Source organism: Amycolatopsis sp. w19 (assembly GCF_051373225.1).
GTDB lineage: Bacteria > Actinomycetota > Actinomycetes > Mycobacteriales > Pseudonocardiaceae > Amycolatopsis > Amycolatopsis japonica.
Genome location: NZ_JBPQFM010000036.1, coordinates 25,596 through 44,353, shown reverse-complemented (window position 1 = coordinate 44,353; position 18,758 = coordinate 25,596). Strand labels below are relative to the sequence as shown.

12 protein-coding genes are annotated in these 18,758 nt (G+C 71.1%); 6 read left to right on the top strand and 6 right to left on the bottom strand.

Features of this window, described 5'->3' with window-relative positions; genetic code table 11:
• Window positions 1-282: 282 nt before the first annotated feature.
• Genes ACSMFO_RS38160 through ACSMFO_RS38145 form a run of 4 tightly spaced genes read left to right on the top strand, consistent with a single transcriptional unit; the run spans window position 283 to window position 6,660 of the window.
• A complete protein-coding gene (locus tag ACSMFO_RS38160; RefSeq protein ID WP_436462303.1) occupies window positions 283-2,412 on the top strand; it encodes a fibronectin type III domain-containing protein in 2,130 nt (709 codons plus the stop codon).
• The gene (locus ACSMFO_RS38155; RefSeq protein ID WP_038509449.1) at window positions 2,409-3,362 is read left to right on the top strand and encodes an AAA family ATPase; all 954 of its coding nucleotides are present in this window, start codon (window positions 2,409-2,411) and stop codon (window positions 3,360-3,362) included. The genes ACSMFO_RS38160 and ACSMFO_RS38155 overlap by 4 nt, the downstream gene beginning before the upstream one ends.
• Before the next feature lie 2 nt (window positions 3,363-3,364).
• Entirely contained in the window at window positions 3,365-4,492 is a 1,128-nt protein-coding gene (locus ACSMFO_RS38150) for a DUF58 domain-containing protein (RefSeq protein WP_436462302.1), read from the top strand.
• Window positions 4,489-6,660, top strand: a complete 2,172-nt coding sequence (locus ACSMFO_RS38145) for a transglutaminase TgpA family protein (RefSeq protein ID WP_436462301.1) — start codon at window positions 4,489-4,491, stop codon at window positions 6,658-6,660. The genes ACSMFO_RS38150 and ACSMFO_RS38145 overlap by 4 nt, the downstream gene beginning before the upstream one ends.
• Window positions 6,661-6,848: 188 nt before the next feature.
• On the opposite strand, the gene ACSMFO_RS38140 is transcribed toward ACSMFO_RS38145, so the two are convergent.
• Entirely contained in the window at window positions 6,849-8,252 is a 1,404-nt protein-coding gene (locus ACSMFO_RS38140) for a serine/threonine protein kinase (RefSeq protein WP_436462300.1), read from the bottom strand.
• A gap of 102 nt (window positions 8,253-8,354) precedes the next feature.
• On the opposite strand from ACSMFO_RS38140, the gene eccD reads away from it, so the two are divergent.
• Window positions 8,355-9,737 (top strand): type VII secretion integral membrane protein EccD, encoded by a 1,383-nt coding sequence (gene eccD / locus ACSMFO_RS38135; protein WP_436462299.1) that lies wholly within the window; start codon window positions 8,355-8,357, stop codon window positions 9,735-9,737.
• A 4-nt stretch (window positions 9,738-9,741) separates the two neighbouring features.
• On the top strand, window positions 9,742-11,175 hold the full coding sequence (gene eccB, locus ACSMFO_RS38130) for a type VII secretion protein EccB (RefSeq protein WP_436462298.1): 1,434 nt from the start codon (window positions 9,742-9,744) through the stop codon (window positions 11,173-11,175).
• A gap of 75 nt (window positions 11,176-11,250) precedes the next feature.
• Here eccB and ACSMFO_RS38125 read toward each other — a convergent pair whose 3' ends face one another.
• The 5 genes from ACSMFO_RS38125 to eccCa form a co-directional block, all read right to left on the bottom strand.
• The gene (locus ACSMFO_RS38125; protein ID WP_436462297.1) at window positions 11,251-12,459 is read right to left on the bottom strand and encodes a hypothetical protein; all 1,209 of its coding nucleotides are present in this window, start codon (window positions 12,457-12,459) and stop codon (window positions 11,251-11,253) included.
• Between the two features lie 10 nt (window positions 12,460-12,469).
• On the bottom strand, window positions 12,470-12,886 hold the full coding sequence (locus ACSMFO_RS38120) for a hypothetical protein (RefSeq protein WP_038509464.1): 417 nt from the start codon (window positions 12,884-12,886) through the stop codon (window positions 12,470-12,472).
• Between the two features lie 10 nt (window positions 12,887-12,896).
• Window positions 12,897-14,228, bottom strand: a complete 1,332-nt coding sequence (locus tag ACSMFO_RS38115; RefSeq protein WP_436462296.1) for a hypothetical protein — start codon at window positions 14,226-14,228, stop codon at window positions 12,897-12,899.
• A 17-nt stretch (window positions 14,229-14,245) separates the two neighbouring features.
• Window positions 14,246-14,629 carry a hypothetical protein gene (locus tag ACSMFO_RS38110; protein ID WP_038509468.1) on the bottom strand — a complete coding sequence of 128 codons (384 nt, stop codon included), beginning with the start codon at window positions 14,627-14,629 and terminating at the stop codon, window positions 14,246-14,248.
• A 95-nt stretch (window positions 14,630-14,724) separates the two neighbouring features.
• Entirely contained in the window at window positions 14,725-18,699 is a 3,975-nt protein-coding gene (gene eccCa / locus ACSMFO_RS38105; RefSeq protein WP_436462295.1) for a type VII secretion protein EccCa, read from the bottom strand.
• Between the last annotated feature and the right edge of the window lie 59 nt (window positions 18,700-18,758).

Sequence of the window (18,758 nt, the reverse complement as noted above, 5' to 3'; positions counted from 1 at the left end):
CGGCCTCACGGGCGGCGGCCCGCGCGGCGGGCGCGGCGTAGGCGAGCGGATCGGCCACGGCCTGGGCCCGCGGTACGGCCGGGGCGATCGGGGGAAGCGGCGGGGGTGCCGTGGGATACCGCCCGTCCGTCCTCGCCGCGCCGAGATCGGTCATCGTCCTGCCTCCTCGAACCGGGTCGTCCCAGCGTCCCCGGCGAACATGAGGTTTCGATGACACGGCGCCCGCGAGCACGGGACAGGCTGTTTCATCGAAATTTCATGGTCGCTCTCTAGCTTGATCGCGTGAACACCGACGAGCGGGGCACGAAGCGGTTCAGCGTGGTCGCCAGGACGAGAATGGCCGTGGCGCTGGTGGTCGCGGGCTGCCTGGCGCTGATCGGGCTCGCCGTGACCGGACAGGCGGCGACGCCGGAACGGCTGGAGTTCGTCCAGGTCGGCCACTGGGTCTACAACGACGCCGCCCAGTCCGCGTTCCACGTCGACGGCTCGACGAACCGCGTCGACGCGCGCGCGGACGTGCCCGGCGCGAACGGCAGCCAGGTCGCGCAGGGCGACGGCTCCGGTTACGTGGTCGAGCGGAACCGCATCACGGAGTTCGACAAGGCGACCTTGAGCGTGGAGGAGTCCACGCCGCCGCCCGCACCGGAAACGCCGTTCGTGATGGAGATCGCGGGCGGCCCGTACCTGGTCTACCGCAACGCCGGGCAGATCGTGCGGCTCGGGGACCCGGCCGCGACAGTGCCCGCAGGGGGGCCACTGTCCCGGCCGGTCGCGACCACCGACGGGACGGTGTGGGCGCACCGCGTCGACAGCGGCGCGATCTGCGATCTGCCCAAGGGCGCCGCCGTCATGACCTGTCCCGCGCAGCTTCCGCCAGGGCACGGCGGCGGGCTGACCCTCGTCGGCGACCGGCCGGTCGTGCTCGACACCACCGGCGACAGCCTCCACCGCGTCGGCCCGGACGGGCTCGGCGACGGACTTCCGCTCGGTATCAAGCTTTCGCCGTCGGCACAGGTCGCCAACAGCGCGGTCGGCGACCGGCTGGCCATCGCCGACCCCGAGCGCAACCAGCTCCACCTCATCGACATCAGCGGCCTCGACCAGGACCGCCCCTCCGCGAAGCCGATTTCGGTCGAGCTCACCAAGGGCAGCCGGTTCAACGGCCCGCTCTCGTCCTCGAACGTCGTCGCCATGGTCGACGAGACCCGCGGCGAGGTGCTGACCTACGACGCCGCGGGCAAGCTCAAGTCCACCGCGAAGGTGCCGGGCCAGGGCACGCCGCCGAGGCTCGCCAAGGGCGAGGACAACCGCATCTACGTCGACAGTTCCGACGGCTCGCACGTGCTGGTCGTCAACGGTGACGACGGCTCGGTGGTCGACGTCGACGTCGACAAGGCGGCCAACACCCAGACCGCCGGTGCGCCGTCGGCCGATCCGGAACCGTCCGGCGACCAGCCCCCGCCTCAGCAGGACCAGCGACAGCAGGCGCCGCCGAACACCCAGCAGGCGCCCCCGCCGGTGGCGAAGGCGACTCCGCCCGGCGCGCCGAGGAAGCTGAGCGCGAGTTCGGGGGACGGCTCGATCAAGGTCTCGTGGAGCCCGGCGGCGGACAACGGCGCGCGGATCACCGGCTACCGGGTGTCCTGGCCCGGCGGTTCGACCCGGGTGGGCGGATCGTCGCGGGGGACCACGATTTCGGGGCTGACCAACGGAACCCCGTACGTGGTCACCGTGGTCGCGGAGAACTCGGCGGGCCTCGGGGTCGGTGCGAGCGCCAAGGCGGTCATCCCGGGACCCGTGAACAGGCCTGCCACGGCACCGGTCGTCACCGCGAACGCCACCGCCGCCGGCAAGGTTTCGGTGAGCTGGACCCAGCCCGACCTCCGCGGCGGCACGCTCGTGCACTACCTGGTGAGCGTGACGGGCAAGGGGCAGCGCACGGTTTCGGCCACCTCCGCCGAGTTCACCGGGGTCACCGGCACCGCGACCGTCACGGTCCGCGCGGTGACGAAGTTCGGCTCGGGAGCGGCGATCAACGGCGCCGCCGGGAGCCGGAAGGTCACCGTGCCGGTGGCCTCGGGACCACCGACGATCACGATCACCCAGGTGCGGAGCAAGGACAACGCATTGCTGGTTTCCGTGAACGCCAACGGGAAAGGTGTCTCCGCGACCTGCACGGCCGAGTTCTTCAGCGAGACCAAGCCGACGGCCTGTTCCGGGGCAACGACCCTGACCATCTCCAACGTCGCCTGGATCGGCTCCATCACGATCACCGCGACCATCAAGACCTCCGCGGGTACCGCCACGGACACTTGGCGAGGTGTGCCCACGGTGAACGGCGGCGCGCTCGTCTGGCTAGGCCCGATGGCGTTGGTGGGCCTGCGCCGACGAAAGGAAAAGGAACTTCTGTGACGCTCACACCCAGGGTCGCCTTCGAGCAGATCGCCGAGAACGTGCAATCGGTGGTGCGCGGGAAACCGGAGGTCGTCCGGCTCACCGTGGCGGCGCTGTTCGCCGAAGGACACCTGCTGATGGAGGACGTGCCCGGCGTCGGCAAGACGACGATCGCGCGCTGCGTCGCCGCCAGCATCGGCGGCCGGTGGAGCCGGATCCAGTTCACCCCGGACCTTTTGCCCGGCGACATCACCGGCGTGATGGTCTACCACCAGAACAACGAACGTTTCCAGTTCCACCCCGGCGGCATCTTCGCCAACGTGGTGCTGGCGGACGAGATCAACCGGGGAACGCCCAAGACACAGGCCGCGCTGCTGGAGGTGATGGCCGAACGCCGGGTCACCGTCGATTCGGTCGGCCAGGCGGTGCCGAGGCCGTTCCTCGTGGTGGCCACGCAGAACCCGATCGAGCTGGAGGGCACCTACCGGCTGCCCGAAGCGCAGCTCGACCGGTTCCTCATGCGTATTTCGGTCGGCTACCCGGATCTGGAATCCGAGATGCGGGTGGTGATGGGGGACTGCGCCGGGGTGACGCCGGACGAGCTGAAGCCGGTGCTGAGCATCGCCGACGTCCAGTCGGTCATCGACGAGGTCCGCAAATCCCATCTGGCACCCGAGATCGTCAACTACGCGGTCCGGCTGGCCGCGGCGAGCCGATCGCATCCCGACGTCCGCTACGGCGCGAGCCCGCGCGGCAGTATCGCGCTGATCCGGGCGGCACAGGGACTCGCCGCCACCTTCGGCCGCGACTTCGTCACCCCGGACGACGTCAAGGACGTCGCGCATCCGGTGCTCGACCACCGGCTCGTGCTGACCCCCGACGCCGAACTCAACCAGCGGCGGACCGCGGACATCGTCGACGAACTCCTGGGCGCGACGGCCGCTCCCATGGCCGCGATGGGGAGGTAGGCGTGCGGCTCACCCGCCGCGGCGTCATCGTGCTGGCCTTCGCTGCCGGGTTCTACGCCCTCGGCGAGCTGGCCGGGTACACGTTTTTCCGTGCCTTCGCGGGGATCGCGGCCGGCGCGGTGCTGATCGCGCTGGCCACCACCAGGTTCCGGCCGAAGGTGGAGATCGGCCGGACCGTCCAGCCGGACCGGGTCGAACGCGGGAAACCCGCGCTGGCCTCGCTCGTCGTGCGCAACACCGATTCGCGGCGGCACGGCGGTTTCGCGGCGGCGGACGGCATCGGCGGCGAGGCGCATAGCCTGCGGGTCCGCCCGCTCGCGCCCGGCGCGGAAGCGACGTACCACTACGAACTTCCGACGACGAAACGCGGGAAACTCCGGGTCGGCCCGCTCGTCGTGTACCGGCCCGACCTGTTCGACCTCGCGCGCGGCGACCAGACCGTCGGGGATTCCGCGTGGTTGTGGGTGCATCCGCGACGGCACGCGGTACGCGCGGCGCAGGCCGGTCATCCGCGCCACCACCACGAAGGCCCGATCACCGACCCGCCGCTGCGTGGTTCGGCGGATCTGCGCGCGGTGCGGGAGTACGTGGTCGGTGACGAGGTCCGGCATCTGCACTGGAAGGCGACCGCCAGGACCGGGCGGCTCATGGTGCGTGAATACGCCGACCCCGCGCAGCCCCGGTTCACCGCCGTGCTCGACACGCGGCCCGCGTCGATGAGCCCTGCCGTTTTCGAAGAAGCCGTCGAGGTGGCGGCCTCCCTGTTCTACGCGTCGGCGTCGGCGGGGCAGCACTGCCGCTTCATCACCTCCGCCGGCGCGGACACGCCGACCGACAGCGGGGTGCGCGCGGCCAGGGCGCTGCTGGACGAACTCGCGCTCGTCACCCAGGACGCCGCGGACGACGCGCCGCTGCTTCCCTCGGCGCTGGCCGCCGCCGAACGTCCCGGCGGGGTGCTGGTGCTGATCACCGGACCCGACGCCGATCTCGGTCATGCCGCCCGCTGGCGGCCCGACACCGTGGTCCGGATCGGTGATCTCCGGCCGTCGGCGGGCTCCCGCGGCCTGATCGTCGCGGTCGACGCCGCCGGTGCCGCGGCACAGTGGAATTCCTTGGTGGGCAAGTCATGAGCGACCGATTCGACCGGATCGCGGTCGCCGCGCTGCTCGCCGCGACCGGGATCGCCGGGCTGCTGTTCGCGCCCGTGTTCGGCTGGGCGGCGCTGCTCGTCCCGGTGCTCGTGGTCGTTCTCGTCGCGTACGGCTGCGCCGAGCTGACCGCGAAATTCCCCAAGCTGACCCCGTACCGGCCGCTGCTCGTCGCGCTGCTCGGCCTGCTCGGGCTGATCGAGACGGTGCTGACCTCGACCACGCTCGCCTTCCTGCCGACCGGCGCTTCGCTGCAGGGGCTGGCGCGCGGCCTCACCGAAGGCTGGCGGCTCACGCTGCAGTCCACCTGGCCCGCGCGGCCGATCCCCGAACAGCTGTTGTTCGTGCCACTTTCGGTGCTGCTCGCCGTCGTGCTCGGACTGGAACTGTTGCTGCGTCTCAAGAAGCCGCTCGTGGCGCTTGTGCCCAGCCTGGCCGTCGCCTGCCTCGCCCAGGCGTATCAGGCGTTGACGGGGGTTTTCGCGGTGGTGGCGGCGCTGGGCTACGCGCTGCCCGCCGGGCTCCTGCTGTGGTCGGGCCGTCGGGTCCGGTCGGTGAGCCGGGCACCCGGTGGACCTCGGTTCTCCTGGCGGCTGACCGGCTCGGCGGTCTGGCCCGCACTGTCCACTGTGGTCGCCCTCGTCGCCGGGGCGGTCGCGCTCGCCGGGCTCGATCCGGTCGGCCGGGATCCGTTGACCCTCAAGGACACCCAGGCCGCGCCGCCGCCGAGGAGCCGGATCGGCAACCCGCTGGACGAGATCGCCCAGCGGCTCATCCGGCCGGGCGAGGAGGTGTTCCGTTACCGCGGTGACACCCCGGTCGACCAGTGGCGCCTGATCGTGCTGAACGGTTTCGACGGGGCGAACTGGCTGTCCGACTCCCGGCTCCGGAGGCTTGGGGCGGGCCTCGAAGGCGCTCCCGGCGTGAGTGGCAGCGCGGAACTGAAGGTGCGTGGGCTCTCCGGACCGTGGCTGCCGAGCCATCAGGATCTGACCGGTGTGGACGGTCTGACGCCGTTGGTGGACGAGTCCGCCGGCACCCTGATGACGGAATCGCCGTCGACGGGCCAGGAACGGAACTACCGGCTCAGCTGGTCGTCCCCCGAGGTCGACCTCGGCTCCGGGGAGATCGACCCGCGGGCGCCGCTCGGCGGGCTCGGCGCGGTGCCGCCCGACGTGGAGAACGTGGCGAAGGACGCCGTGCGCGGCCTGCGCCCGACGTTCCAGTCCGCCTTGCAGCTGGAACGGTTCCTCAGCACGAACTATCAGGTCGCGACGGGCACGGAGGAGCTGCCGACCGGGCACGGCTGGCCGCAGCTGAGGCACTTCCTGCTGGAGAGCAAGCGGGGGACGAGCGAGCAGTTCGCCGCCGCGTACGTCGTTTTGGCGCGGATGAGCGGCATTCCGGCCCGGCTCGTCGTCGGGTTCCGGGGTTCGGCCGAGACCGACGGCGGGATGCACGTCGTCCGCAACCGCGATGTCCTGGCGTGGCCCGAAGTCGCGGTCGCCGGAGCGGGCTGGGTGGCACTCGACCCGACCGCCGCGGCGGGCAAGGCGGAACGGAGCCAGGCAGGTCCAGGCAAGGCGGTCGCCCGCGCGCGGGCGCAGCTGCCCGCCGAACAGCAACTGCGGCCGCCCCAGCTCCCACCGGGCACGCCCGCGGACTCCGGCGAGGATCAGAGCACCGAAGCGGGGATGAGCTGGTGGTGGCCGTCGCTCGTCGCCGCGATCGTCCTTTTCGGACTCCTGTGGCTCGTCGGGGTTCCGGCGGCGAAGGTCGTCCGCGCCCGGCGACGTCGTCGGCGGTCCGGTGCCGAAGGCGTGCTCGGCGCGTGGGACGAGATCCGCGACCGGTTGCGCGCGCACGGCGTGCCGTTCCGGATCGGGATGACCCCGCGCGATCTCGCCGAATCGGCCGGATCGCTTGCCGGGGACGGGATCCGCGAGCCGGTCGCGCGGCTGGCCAAGGTGCTGGACGTCACGCTGTGGTCCGGGGTCCCGGTGGGGGACGGTTCGGTCCGGCGGGCGTGGCAGGAGGTCGGCGAGCTACGCCGGGGGCTGGCCACCAGACCGTTCGCGGCTCGGGTGCTGGCGGCACTCGAGCCGCGGACCCTGGTGCCGATCCGCGGCCGGGGCTCTCGCGAGGAGTGAAGGCCCTGAGTGTCTTGGATTCCTACGGGCGTGACCTCTTGCTGGGTGCCGGCCTTGACCGGGGTTGCGAAAGCCACTTTCGCGACACACCTCCCGGACCTTCACGGACCGAAGCAGGCCATAGGCGGTGGGGGTCGTGAGTGATAAAGAGCGTTAGAACGACCATTATCACTCACGAGACGGAACGCTCACGGGTTGCAGCGGGCGCCGCGGATCGCGACCGGCTCGGTGGTGTAGATGTGCCGTCCGTCGGTCGCCCTCAGCTGGAAGCAGTACCGGCGCGCCGGGTCGACGGGGACGTCCAGGCTGCGCTGACGGTGGGCGACGAGCTGTTTCGTCTCGAGCCGCTCGCCCGCCATGATCACGACGAAATCCAGTTCGCCTTCCGCGGTCCACGTCAGCTGCACGTGATCGCTCTGGTCCTGCGGCGGCGCGAGCGCCAGCTTGACGTCCGGCGCCGGCGCGGAAGCCGCTGCGGGAGAAGGGATCGCGGCCGCCACCGGGACGGCCTGCCCGCCGATCTCCGCCGGGCCGAGGACCAGCGGCAGCACGGCGAGCCCGGCGGCGAGCACGCCGCCGCCCGCCAGCACGACGGGTTTCCAGGGAAACCCGCGTTCGGTTTTGAGCGGACCGCTGAACTCGCGGATCAGGGTGCGGCCACCCCTCGGCGGCGCCTGCACCACCTGGACCGGCGCCGGGGCCGCGTGGACCGGGGCCGCGGGCCGGTGGACCTGGGCGAAGTCGTCGAATTCGACCTCGACGTCTTCTTCTTCGCTTGGCAGGTCTGAGGAATCGCCCGTGACGATCTCGCCGCCGGGACGGCTCAGCTTCGTGAACAGCCGTGCCAGCGACGCGACGTCCTGCGGCCGGTCGGCCGGTTCCTTGGCCAGCAACCGCAGGATCGTGGCGGCGAGCTCGCCGGGGACGGCCGGATCCTGGATCGGCGCGACCGGTTCCCGCAGGACCTGGAGGATCCGCTCGCCGGGCTGCTGCCCGGTGTGGCGGGGGAACGGAGGCGTCCCGGTCAACGCGACGTAGAGCACCGCGCCGAGTCCATAAAGGTCGGACGCGGGGGAAAGCGTGTCGTCGCGCAGGGTTTCCGGCGCGGTGTACTCGACCGCGTACATCGGGTCGCGCGGGAATCGCCGCCGCAGGGCCACCCCGAAGTCCGCGAGCACGAACTCGCCGGACGCCCGGTACAACACGTTGTGCGGGCTCACGCCACCGTGCAGGACGTCCGCGCCGTGCGCCGCGGCGAGCGCCGACGCGATCGCGGCGCCGAGGGCGAGCACATCGGGAACACCCAGCCTGGCACCGGAATCCAGTACACCGGCGAGTGAACCCGGGCACAGTTCGCGGCGGACACCGGACCGGCCGTCGGGGTGGGTCAGGACGTCGTCGATCTGCAGGACCGAACGCGTCGAGCGCACCGCCGCCAGCGCCTTCCGCTCGCGTTCGAGCCACGCGGAGGTCTCGCGGTCGAAGGTGCCGGGGAACATCTTGATCGCGAAGTCGTTGCCCGTGGCGGGATCCTTGCCCGCGTACACGGTCGCGATGGGGCCCTGGGCGAGCAGCCCTGTCTCGATGCTCATGACCCCATTGTCGCGCAAGAAGTCCGGATCCGGAGTACTTTCACGGCGGCAGGTTCCTGCCGCCGGTGCCCGGCGGGCCCGTCGCTGGCCGACCCTTTTCCCATGCAGACTGCCGGCCTGGTCAGGGTCACCATCACCACTCCGCACCGGCGCATCGACATGGCGCTGCCGGAACACGCGTCCGTCGCCGAAATCCTTCCCGGCCTGCTCGCGCGGGCGGGTGAGGGAATGGCGGACGACGGCGTCGCCGGCGGCGGCTGGCAGTTGCGCCGCGCCGACGGGACGGCCTTCGATCTGGACCGGACGCTGGGCGCGCACCGGGTCCGGGACGGGGAGATCCTCCATCTGACGCCGCGCCGCGCCGAATGGCCTGAGCCCGAGTACGACGACCTCGTGGACGCCATCGCCACCGGCTCCGGCCGCACCGGCAAGGCCTGGGGGCCGCGGCACACGCGGCAGGCCGGACTGGCCGTCGGCGCGGTGGCGATGTCCTTCGGCCTGCTCGCGGTACTGCGCGCCGGTCCGCCGTGGACGTCACCGGCGGCCTGGGCGCTGGCGGTTTCCGCGCTGTTGCTGGCGGCGGGTGTCCTGCTCGCGCGGGCACTGCGCGACGCCGGTGCCGGGGCGGTACTCGCCGCTGTCGCGCTTCCGTTCGCCTTCACCGGCGGCGGTCTGCTGCTGGCGGGCGACGATCCGATCGGCGAGCTGTCCGCCGGGCACCTGTTGCTGGCGAGCGCGGCGCTGTTGCTCGCGGCCGTCGTCGGCCACCTGGGGGTGACGGCCGCGCCCGCTTTGTTCGCCGGAGCCGCCACCGTGGGTCTGCTCGGCGTGCTCGGCGGCTGGCTGGCCACCTTCGACGATCTGGCGGGCTACCGGTCGGCGGCGGTGATCGGCGGCGCGGTGCTCGTGCTCTCGACCACGTTCGCGCCGCTGTCGCTGCGGCTCGGCCGGGTGCCGATGCCGGTGCTGCCGCGGTCGACCGCGGATCTGGTCCGCGACGATCCCCAGCCACCGCTCGACCTCGTGCACGCCGCCGTCGCCAGAGCGGACGCGCTGCTCACCGGGATGCTGGGCGGGGCGGCGATCGTCGCCATGTACTGCCAGCTGCACCTGATCCGCAGCGACAGCGAGGCCGCGGTGGTCCTCGTCGCCCTGCTCGCGGCCGGATTCCTGGTGCGGGCGCGGCTGTATCCGATCCTGCGGCAACGGACGCCGATCCTGGTGGCCGGGATCTTCGGCGCCGGCTGCCTGCTGGCGGGCCCGCTCATGGCGGACCGCTCGCTGCTGCTCGTGCTGGCCGGGCCGCTTTCCTTGGCGGTGGCGGCGGGCGTGATCGCCTCCGGTGTCGTGCTGAGCACCCGCGCCGCCAACCCGTATCTCGGCCGGATCGCCGAGTACTTCGAGATCCTGGTGACGATCGCCGTCGTCCCGGTGGCGTGTTCGGTGCTCGGCCTGTACGGCTACGTGCGCGGACTGGGGGGCTGAAACCATGGCGTCCAAACGGGATCAGCTGCAGGCTTACCAATTCCTGGTGCAGCGCGCGATTTCCGCGCTCGTGACGAGGGAGACCGACCCGGAGCAGCCGCCGTTCCGCCGCCCGTCCGGTGCCGCTTTCGCCGGTGTCGCACTGGCGATCGTGGCGCTGGCGTGCGTCGGGGTCTACGGGATGATCGTGCCCGGCGGGAACAACGCGTGGCGCAAGAACGCCGCCGTCATCGTGGAGAAGGAGAGCGGGACCCGGTACGTCTACCTCGACGAACGGCTGCATCCCGTCGCGAACTACGCGTCCGCCCTGTTGCTGCTCGGCGAACACGGCACCACGGAACGGGTTTCGCGCGAGTCGCTCGCCGGAGTCCCGCGAGGACCCCGGATCGGCATCGCCGACGCGCCGGACGGCTTGCCCGGCCCCGAAAAACTGCTCACCGGATCGTGGTCGCTGTGCTCCGCGCCCGCGAGCGACCTGGCGGGCAGCAGGATCGAGGAATCGGTGCTGCTGGCAGGCGCCTCGCCGTCCGGCGGCGCGGAACTGGGAGACCAGGCGCTGCTGGTGGAATCGACGTCGACCGGCGACCGGTTCGTCGTTTGGCGTGGGCACCGGCACCGGATCACCGACTACGGCGCCGTCGGCACCGGACTCGCGCTGACCGCCGAGCCGTGGGCGCGGGTCGGCCGCGCGTGGCTCGACGTGCTCCCGGAAGGCACGCCGATCGGCCCGCTGCCGGTGGCGGCGCCGGGCGAGGTGTCCACCGCTGTGCCGGGCCGGACCGACATCCGGAACGGGATGCTGCTGATGGTGCAGACCTCCGGCGGGGGACAGCAGCACTATCTGGCCGAACGGGACGCCCTGCGGCCGATCAGCGAACTGCAGTACGACGTCCAGCGCGCGAGCGCCCAGATGCTCGCCGCGTATCCCGGCAGTGAGCCGAAAACCGTGCCGCTGCCGCCTTCACTGGCGACCATGTCCCGGCAACTGGACCCCGTCCAGGCCGATGTGGGCGCCGCGCCCGCCACGCGTCCGGCCATCGCGCGCCTGCGTGACCAGGACACCACCGTGTGCGCGACCTTCGGCGACGGTTCCGCGGCTCCTTCGCTGACCGTCGACCCCTCGATGCCGCCCGCGGATCCGATGTCCACCACCGCCCGCCGGACCGCCTCCGGAACCCCGCTCGCGGACCGCGTCCACGTGCCGCCCGGCAGCGCGATCGTCGTCGAAGCGATGCCCTCCCCTTCCGCCGCTGTCGGAACGCTCACCGTGGTGACCGACATGGGGCGCCGCTATCCGCTGGCTTCGCCCGATGTGCTGAAGATGCTGGGGTACCCGTCGGCGCGTCCGGTGCGGCTTCCCGCCGGTCTGGTGGCGCGGCTGCCCGAGGGCCCGAGCCTCGACCCGGCCGCCGCACGGCGCCAGACCCTGGGCGGCTGAAGGGATCCCTGACGCGATGAAGGGAGCTTTCCCCGCATGTGATGCGGGGAAAGCTCCCTTCAGCCATGTCCGGGTTCAGCGCCGCCACAGATCTTCGTCGAGCAGCTGCACCGAACCCGTGTCCGACTCATCCGACCGGCGACCGCGCGCCAAGGTGAACTCGCCATCCGGATTACCGCTGGCGGCCCGGCCGCGCAGCTTCGCCGGGACACCGTCGCTCCGGCCGGAAGACTCCCTCCGCGCCGCCCCGTTGCGTCCGGTCGGCTGGTCGCCCGAGCCGGGCCGCAGCGTGCCCGCGGTGGCCTGACCGCCGCCGTGTGGTGGCGTCATCGGGGGCATCGCCGTGCTCGCGGACTTCGCTCCGGTGGGGCTCGCCGTGCCCGGCTGGACCTCCGACGCCAGGCTGGGGGCCCGCTTGCCGACGACCGGCTTCGCGGAGACGGGAAGACCACCGGCTCCAGCGGCCGCCCCGATCCCGCCCAGCAGTCCCGCCGGCATGGGCGGAGTGCCGGTACCACCCGGCAGCCCGCCGATCGGGGGAACGACGCCCGCCGTGGGCACCGTCGGCAGGGAGCCGAGACCGGCCAGCGAGAGCCCGGACGAGCCGGTGCCCGATCCGGCCCCGTCGCCGGTCGTCGGCAGGTCGATGCCCGACGATCCGCCGTCGGCGAACGACCCCGCGGTTTCGGCGAGGCTCTGGAGTTCGGTCAGCGCGGTCATTCCGGCTTCGGCGGCGGCGATGAAGTCCGCGGGGGAGTTGCCCTCCGCCGAGACGGCTTGCTGCGCGGGCAGCAGATCGGCCGGTGATTGGATACCGGCCGCCGCGCAGACGCTGAGCATCGAGAAGTCGAAGTTCCCGCCCAGTTCGGTCATTTTCATGCCTGACGCCTGCTGGAGGGCGAAAGCCGCTGCCGCGCCGAACGGGGTGAGAGTGGCGATGCGGTACTCCGCGTAGAGTGTCGCCACCGCGGCCGCGGTCGCCGAAACGTCGGAGGCGAGCGTCGTCAGTTTCCCGGCGGGGTCGGCCAGATCGATCCGGTCTCCCCAGAACTTGAGCTCGGCCAGGGTCCGCTGGACCTTCTCTTCGTGCTTCCGTCCGGCTTCGTCCGTCCACTCCGGAGTGAGTTCGCCGACCCGGGTGCTGATCTCCGCGGCGGTGGTGTCGATCCAGCCACGCACGTCCCGCCACATGGTCGCGGCTTCGAGCAGGGCCGGGACTTTTTTGGCTTCGGCGCGGGCCATCACATCGTGCATCTCGATGGGGAGCAGCTGGTAGGGGATCATCGATCGCTCCTCACGCTTGGGTCTGCGAGCCGTCGGCCGCGGACGTGTCGGTCTTTTCCTCGGTGGATCCGGGTGCCTGGCCGATGGAGCCCGACGCCTGCTTCAGCAGGCTCAATCCCTGCTTTGCGAGCTTGATGGTCGACGTGGCGAGCGTCAGCGCGCTGGCCGCGTCCGCGGCGGTGTAGTCGGCGGCGATCGCCTTGACCGTCGTCGAATCGGTGGCCATGTCCTCGGTGATCTTGGCCAGCAGCGCCGCCATCTCGGCGGCGGCGGCCTTGTCCAACAGGGACATCGCGATCCCTTCGAACATCCCGGCGATGTCCGCCGTCCCCGGCCGGGTCAGTGACGACGGCTGGGCCGGAGCGGTGAGCTTGGTGGAATACGCGCTCATCGCCGTCGTGTTGCCGTTGATCTCGGTTGCGGGCATCTGCCCCTCCTCATCGTCCCGCGTGGAACCGCGGCTCTTCCTGGTTCTTGTGCACCGGGTCCACTTGCCACAGTTCTTCGTCGAGCAACTGGACGCCGTCGTTCTCCGTGTCCCAATCCCGCCGTGCGCCGGGTGGGGCGGACGGTGCCGCCGCCCCCTTCGCCGCCCGGCCCTTTCCCGCACGACCCATCAGGGACACACCTGGCGTGCCACCGGGCTTCCGCTCACGCTGCCTGCCGGTGGCCCGGTCGGCGTTTCCGGGATTCACCCCGCCGCCGCTTCCCCGCGCTCCGGCCGACTGCGGTGGATACATCGGCGGCATCGCGCCGGAGCCCGCCGTCCCGGCCGCGGACCGCGCACCGGTCCCTGTCGCGACGGGCGGCAGGGCCGTTCCGACTGGACCGGTTCCGGAAGGCGATACCGGGTTCGCCGCCGTGGTGCCCGCTCCCAGACCGGTACCCGGCCCGCCGGCACCGCCGCCGCCACCGGGTAGATCGCCGCCACCGCCTGCCAGGCTCGGCATTCCCGACGGGTCACCGAGCCCGGACGGCGACATGGACGACGGATCCCACGAGGGCAGCCCGCCCGTCGGATCCGGCAGCGCCGCCGGCTCGGGGACGCTCTGTCCGCCACCTGCCAGCTGTTGCAACGATTCGAGCGCACTGGTCAAGGCGTCCAGTGCCCCAGGTGCCGCCTCGAGTGCGTCCTGCAGCGGGTCCTCGGTGGGGCTCTGCGGCTGGTCCGGGTTCGCCGGCGTTTCCTGGCCGGGGGCCGGATTCGACGGCGAGGTGGGGGACGCCGGGTTTTGCGTGCCCGGGCCTGCCGGAGACGAACTGGTGTCGACGCCGGGGTCGACCTCGCCCCGTGCCCCGTTCCAGGGGCGGCTGCGAGCGGCGAGCATGGCCTGCCCGGTGCGTAGATACTGCGTGGCCATTTCGTCGAGTTTCGCGCCGACGACCGACCTGGCCGTTTCTTCGTAGTCGGGGTCGTTGACCGCTTTCGTAGCCTCCGAGGCGAACGTGAACGCGTTCAGGATGAGCATCGCGGTGAGCTTGTCGATATGTTCCACGACATGGGATTCCGCGGCCGCGCGTTCCCACGGACCCAGCGAGCCGGTGTGGGTGTCGCGCAGCCATTGGACCATCCGGCGCCCGGCTTCGTCGTCCCAGAACGGTTCCAATGCGTTGGTCGAGTCACGCAGGGAACGGCTCGCGGGGTTGAGCCAGGTCTGCACGGACTTCCACATCTCACTCGCCTGTTTGAGCGCGGGATAGGTGTGCGCGATCTCGCCGCGGAGGATGTTGAGCTGCTCGTCGAGGGAAAACCTCGTATAACTGGCCATTTCGTTTCTCGTCCCGGTCAGAGGCTGGGCGCGTAAGGGTTTCCGAGCAAGGGGATGTCCGGCGCGGGGGCGGAAGGTGGCTGCGGGCCACGGTTCACCTTGTCGGACAATCCCTGGATCGCCGTCGCGGCCGCTTCGCCCGCGCTCTGGTATTCGTTCGCGCATCGCCGGGCGAGGTCTTCGAAGGTTTGGAATCCTTCGGCGGCCGCGGTCATGAAGGCTTTGAGTTCGCCGGTCACGAACTTGTCCGCGGCGGCCAGTGCCTCGCATTCCTGCATGAGCGTGCAACCGGCACCCGGTTCCCGGTCGATCGTGGGCGCCGGGATGGCGTTGACCTGCTGGTGCAAATTGTTGGCGAACGTCCGAAGCGCCGGTATCCAAGCGTCGACCCTGCCACTCATGTTCCCTCCCTTTCCGTGCTCGCGTCGGTCTGCTGATCAAGCCCACCACCCCAGCCGGGCCGCCGGGGGTGGGCGGCCGGTTCCGGCCAGCCGGTCTACGCCCGCGGCTCGAGCCAGGCGAGCTGGACGAGTCCCTTGCCGCCACGGCGATCGACCAGCCAGCCCCGTCCCGGCGGGAGTACCTGCGCGCGCATACCGCCCAGCAACGGACCTTCGTCCCGGTCGCCCGACATCATCAGGCCGGGCGTGCCGACCTCGCGAAGGCGAGACAGGAACGGCTCGAACAACCCGGCTCCGGCGCCGCCCGAGCGGCGCGTGAGCACCACGTGCAGCCCGATGTCGGAGCCCTGAGCGACCAGCGGGAGCAACGGCATCAGCGGATGCTGCTTGTGCGTGGCGACCATGTCGTAGTCGTCCACCAGCACGAAGATCTCCGGCCCCTCCCACCAGCTGCGCGCGCGCAGCTGTTCGGGCGTGACGTCCTTGCCCGGCAGGCGTTTGGTCATCGCTTCGGCCACCTCCCCGAGCAGTTCGCGGCTGTGCGCGTCGTTGGTGCCGCTGCCGAGCAGGTGGTCGTCGCCGATCTCGCCGAGCAGTCCTCGCCGGTGGTCGACCACGACGATGCGGGCCTGGTCGGGCCGGTACGCGTTTTCGATCCGGCGGGCCACCGTGCGCAGGAAGGCCGTCTTCCCGCTTTCGGTGTCCGCCAGCAGGAAGAAGTGCGGGTCGGCGGCGAAGTCGAGACGCATCGGGGACAGGTCCCGCTCGTGGATGCCGACCGCGAGTCCGGCGTCGGCGCCACTCAGCTCATCCGTGGCGGGAAGTTCCTCGTAGGCGAGCAAACCCGGCAGGAGCCGCACCGACGGGGCCGGCGGCCCCGGCCACGCGGCGCCGATCGCCCCGACCAGTTCGGCCGTGCCCTCCGCGAGGTCTTCGGTGGTGTTCCGGCCGTCCGTTCGCGGCAGGGCCAGGAGAACCTGATGCTTGCTCATCGAGACCCCCCGTCCGGGTGCGTCGGCCGGGACACTCATCGCGGCGCGCCGGTCGATGATCGAATCGATGGGATCGCCGATCTTCAGTTCCAGCCTGCTGCCGAACAGATCCCGGACGTTCATCCGGAGATCGAACGAACGGGCGGTGGCCGTCACGACGTGTACGCCGTACGACAGCCCGCGGGCGGCGATGTCACCGACCATGTCTTCGAGGCCCTCGAAGTCCCCCCTGAGTGTTTGCCAGCCGTCGATCACCAGGAACACGTCGCCGTGGGGCTGATCGCCGAAACGGCCCTCAGCCCGAAGCTTGCGATAGGTCGCGATGCCGTCGATCTGGTGCTCCGCGAACAGCTTTTCCCGGTTGGCCAGCACAGTGGCGACCTCGGCGATGGTCCGCCGCACCGCGCCGGTGTCCAGCCTGCCGGACACGCCCGCGACATGGGGCAGGCCACCGATCGAGGCGAGGGTGCCGCCACCGAAGTCCAGACAATAGAACTGGGCCTCGCGCGGGGTGTGGGTGAGGGCGAGGCTGAGGATCAGCGTGCGCAGCGCGGTGCTTTTCCCGGTCCGCGGCGCGCCGAGGATCAGCACGTGCCCGGCCGCGCCGGAGAGGTCGAGGGTGAGCGGGTCGCGCCGCTGCTCGTAGGGCCGGTCGACGATCCCGAGCACCGGCCGCAGATTCGCGACCGCGTCGGACCCGCCGGGGGCCAGCCCGCGCCGGGGATGGGCGATCAGGCCGGGCAGCAGCCCGTCGAGCGTCGGAGACGCGTCCAACGGCGGCAGCCACACCTGGTGGGCAGGTGTGCCGCGACCCTCAAGCCGGTCGACCAGGATGTCCAGCAGGGTCTCGCCGACCGCGGTGTCCGGATCCTCCGCGGGTTCCGGTTCCTCCTCGTCGGCGGCGAGTTCGGCGGCGACGTAGGTCGTCGTGTACTCGTGCAGCACCAGGTGCTCCCCGCCCATCGCGACAGCGGCTCCGCCGTCGCTACCGCGCTGGTACACCCCGGAGACGTAAGCGGAGCGGAATCGGTCCATCTGTTCGGTCCCGACCTTCAGGAAGCCGTGTCCGGGAGCCCGTGGCAGTTTGAACGCGTCGGCGACGCCGAGCACCGCCCTGCTCTCCATTTCGGAGAACGTCCGCAGGCCGATCCGGTAGGACAGATGGGTTTCCAGACCACGAAGCCTGCCTTCCTCCAACCGTTGCGAAGCGAGCAAGAGATGCACTCCGAGCGAACGACCCACCCGTCCTATTTGGACGAACATGTCGATGAAGTCGGGTTTCGCGGACAGCAGTTCGGAGAACTCGTCGCAGATCACCAGCAGGGTGGGGACCTCGGGCAGTGGCGCACCCGCCGTCCTCGCCTTCTCGTAGTCGCGCAAGGAAGAGAAGTTTCCCGCCGCGCGCAGCAGTTCCTGACGGCGGATCAGCTCGCCGTTGATCGCGTCGGTCATCCGGTCGACCAGATGCAGTTCGTCGGCGAGGTTGGTGATCACCGCGCTGGTGTGCGGCAGCGCGTCCAGCCGGGTGAAGGTGGCCCCGCCCTTGAAGTCGACCAGCGCGAAGTTCAACGAGCTCGGGGGGTGGGTGATGGCCAGGCCCAGCACCAGGGTGCGCAGCAGCTCCGACTTCCCGGAGCCGGTGGCCCCGATCAACAATCCGTGCGGGCCCATCCCGTCCTGTGCGGACTCCTTGAGGTCGAGCTCGATCGGGGACCCGTCCGGCTGGATACCGACCTTGAGCCGCAGGCGGTCCCGGTTCGGCCTCGGCTCCCAGGTGTCGTCCGGGTCGAACCGGTACGGGTCACCCAGTTCCAGCAGCTCCGCCAGACCGAGCTCCGAGGTCATCGGGGCGTCGCCGCGCAGTCCCGCGGTCAGGCGGAGCGGGGCGAGCTGACGGGCGAGTCCCTCGGCCGCCGCCTGGCCCAGCCGGTCCGCCTTGCCGAGTGTGGCCTCGCCGTCGATGGTCTCGCTGAGCAATTCTCCTCCGGCGTCCACGGCCAGCACCACGGTCGTCCGGTCCAGCGCCCTCGGCGGCATGGTCGTCAGGTCCACGACGGTCACGCCTTCGACGCCGCCGCCGGTCATCAGATGGTCCGAGCCCGCTACCGAACCACCGTCGATCACCACCACCAGATGCGGGCCGGGTACTCGGCCGTCGGACTCCGGGTCGAATCTAGGCCGTTTGACCAGTTCCTCCTCCAGCATGGATTCCAGCGCCGGGACGGTGGGGGCCACCAACCGCAACGGGCCGAGCAGGTCGGTGCGTTCGGAGTGCTGGGCGTGCGGCAGCCACTTGACCCATTCCCAGTCCGCGCGGCGATCCTCGCCGGTGCACACGGCCACCCGCAGGTCGTCCGGGGAGTGCAGGGCGGCCAGCTGCGCGAGCATCGCCCGAAGCACTCCGAGTGCCGCGTCCCGGTCGCCGCGGAGGTAGACCCGGCTGAACCCGTTGACCGCGATGGCGATCGGCAGATCGCGGATGCTGGAGTAGGTGGTGAGGAACCGGCGCAACGCAAGTGCGGACAGCGGTTCCAGCTCCTCGAGCGGTTTCGTGTCGGGCGCGATCAGGGTGGCGGCCGGGTTCTGCGGGCCGCGTCCGATCCGTGCGACGCCGAAATCCACATCGTCCTTGCGGCGTTCCCAAAGCCGGTAACTCGACACCAGGGACCACAGCGACGCCGGGTCCGGGTGCAGATATTCCATCGCCTCCCGCTGGCGGCGCACCGAACGCCGCAGCCGCAGACGGTGCTGGGCGAGGTGGCGCAGATATTTGCGCCGGGCGTAGGCCATCTCCCGCTTGCTCGGGCCGCCGCCCTGCAGGAAACCCATGACGACCATGCCGAGCATGGCGACACCCATCATCCCGTAGATGACGAAGCGCAGGGATCCGGTCATGCTACCGGAGTACATCAGCAGCATCGCCGCCATCATGGCCACCATCGGCAGCACCGTGAGCACCTGCGCCCACTGCCTGCCCGGTGGGGGCGGGATCTCCGGCGGGGCCTGCAGGATCAGCTCGCCCGCCGGCATTTCCGGAGCGGGCCTGCGCATCGGTCTCTTCACCACGACTGTCGCCACCCACCCGATGGTTCGCGTCCGAGGGCCGCGAAAGGGGACGGTGGCAGGAACGTGCCGTC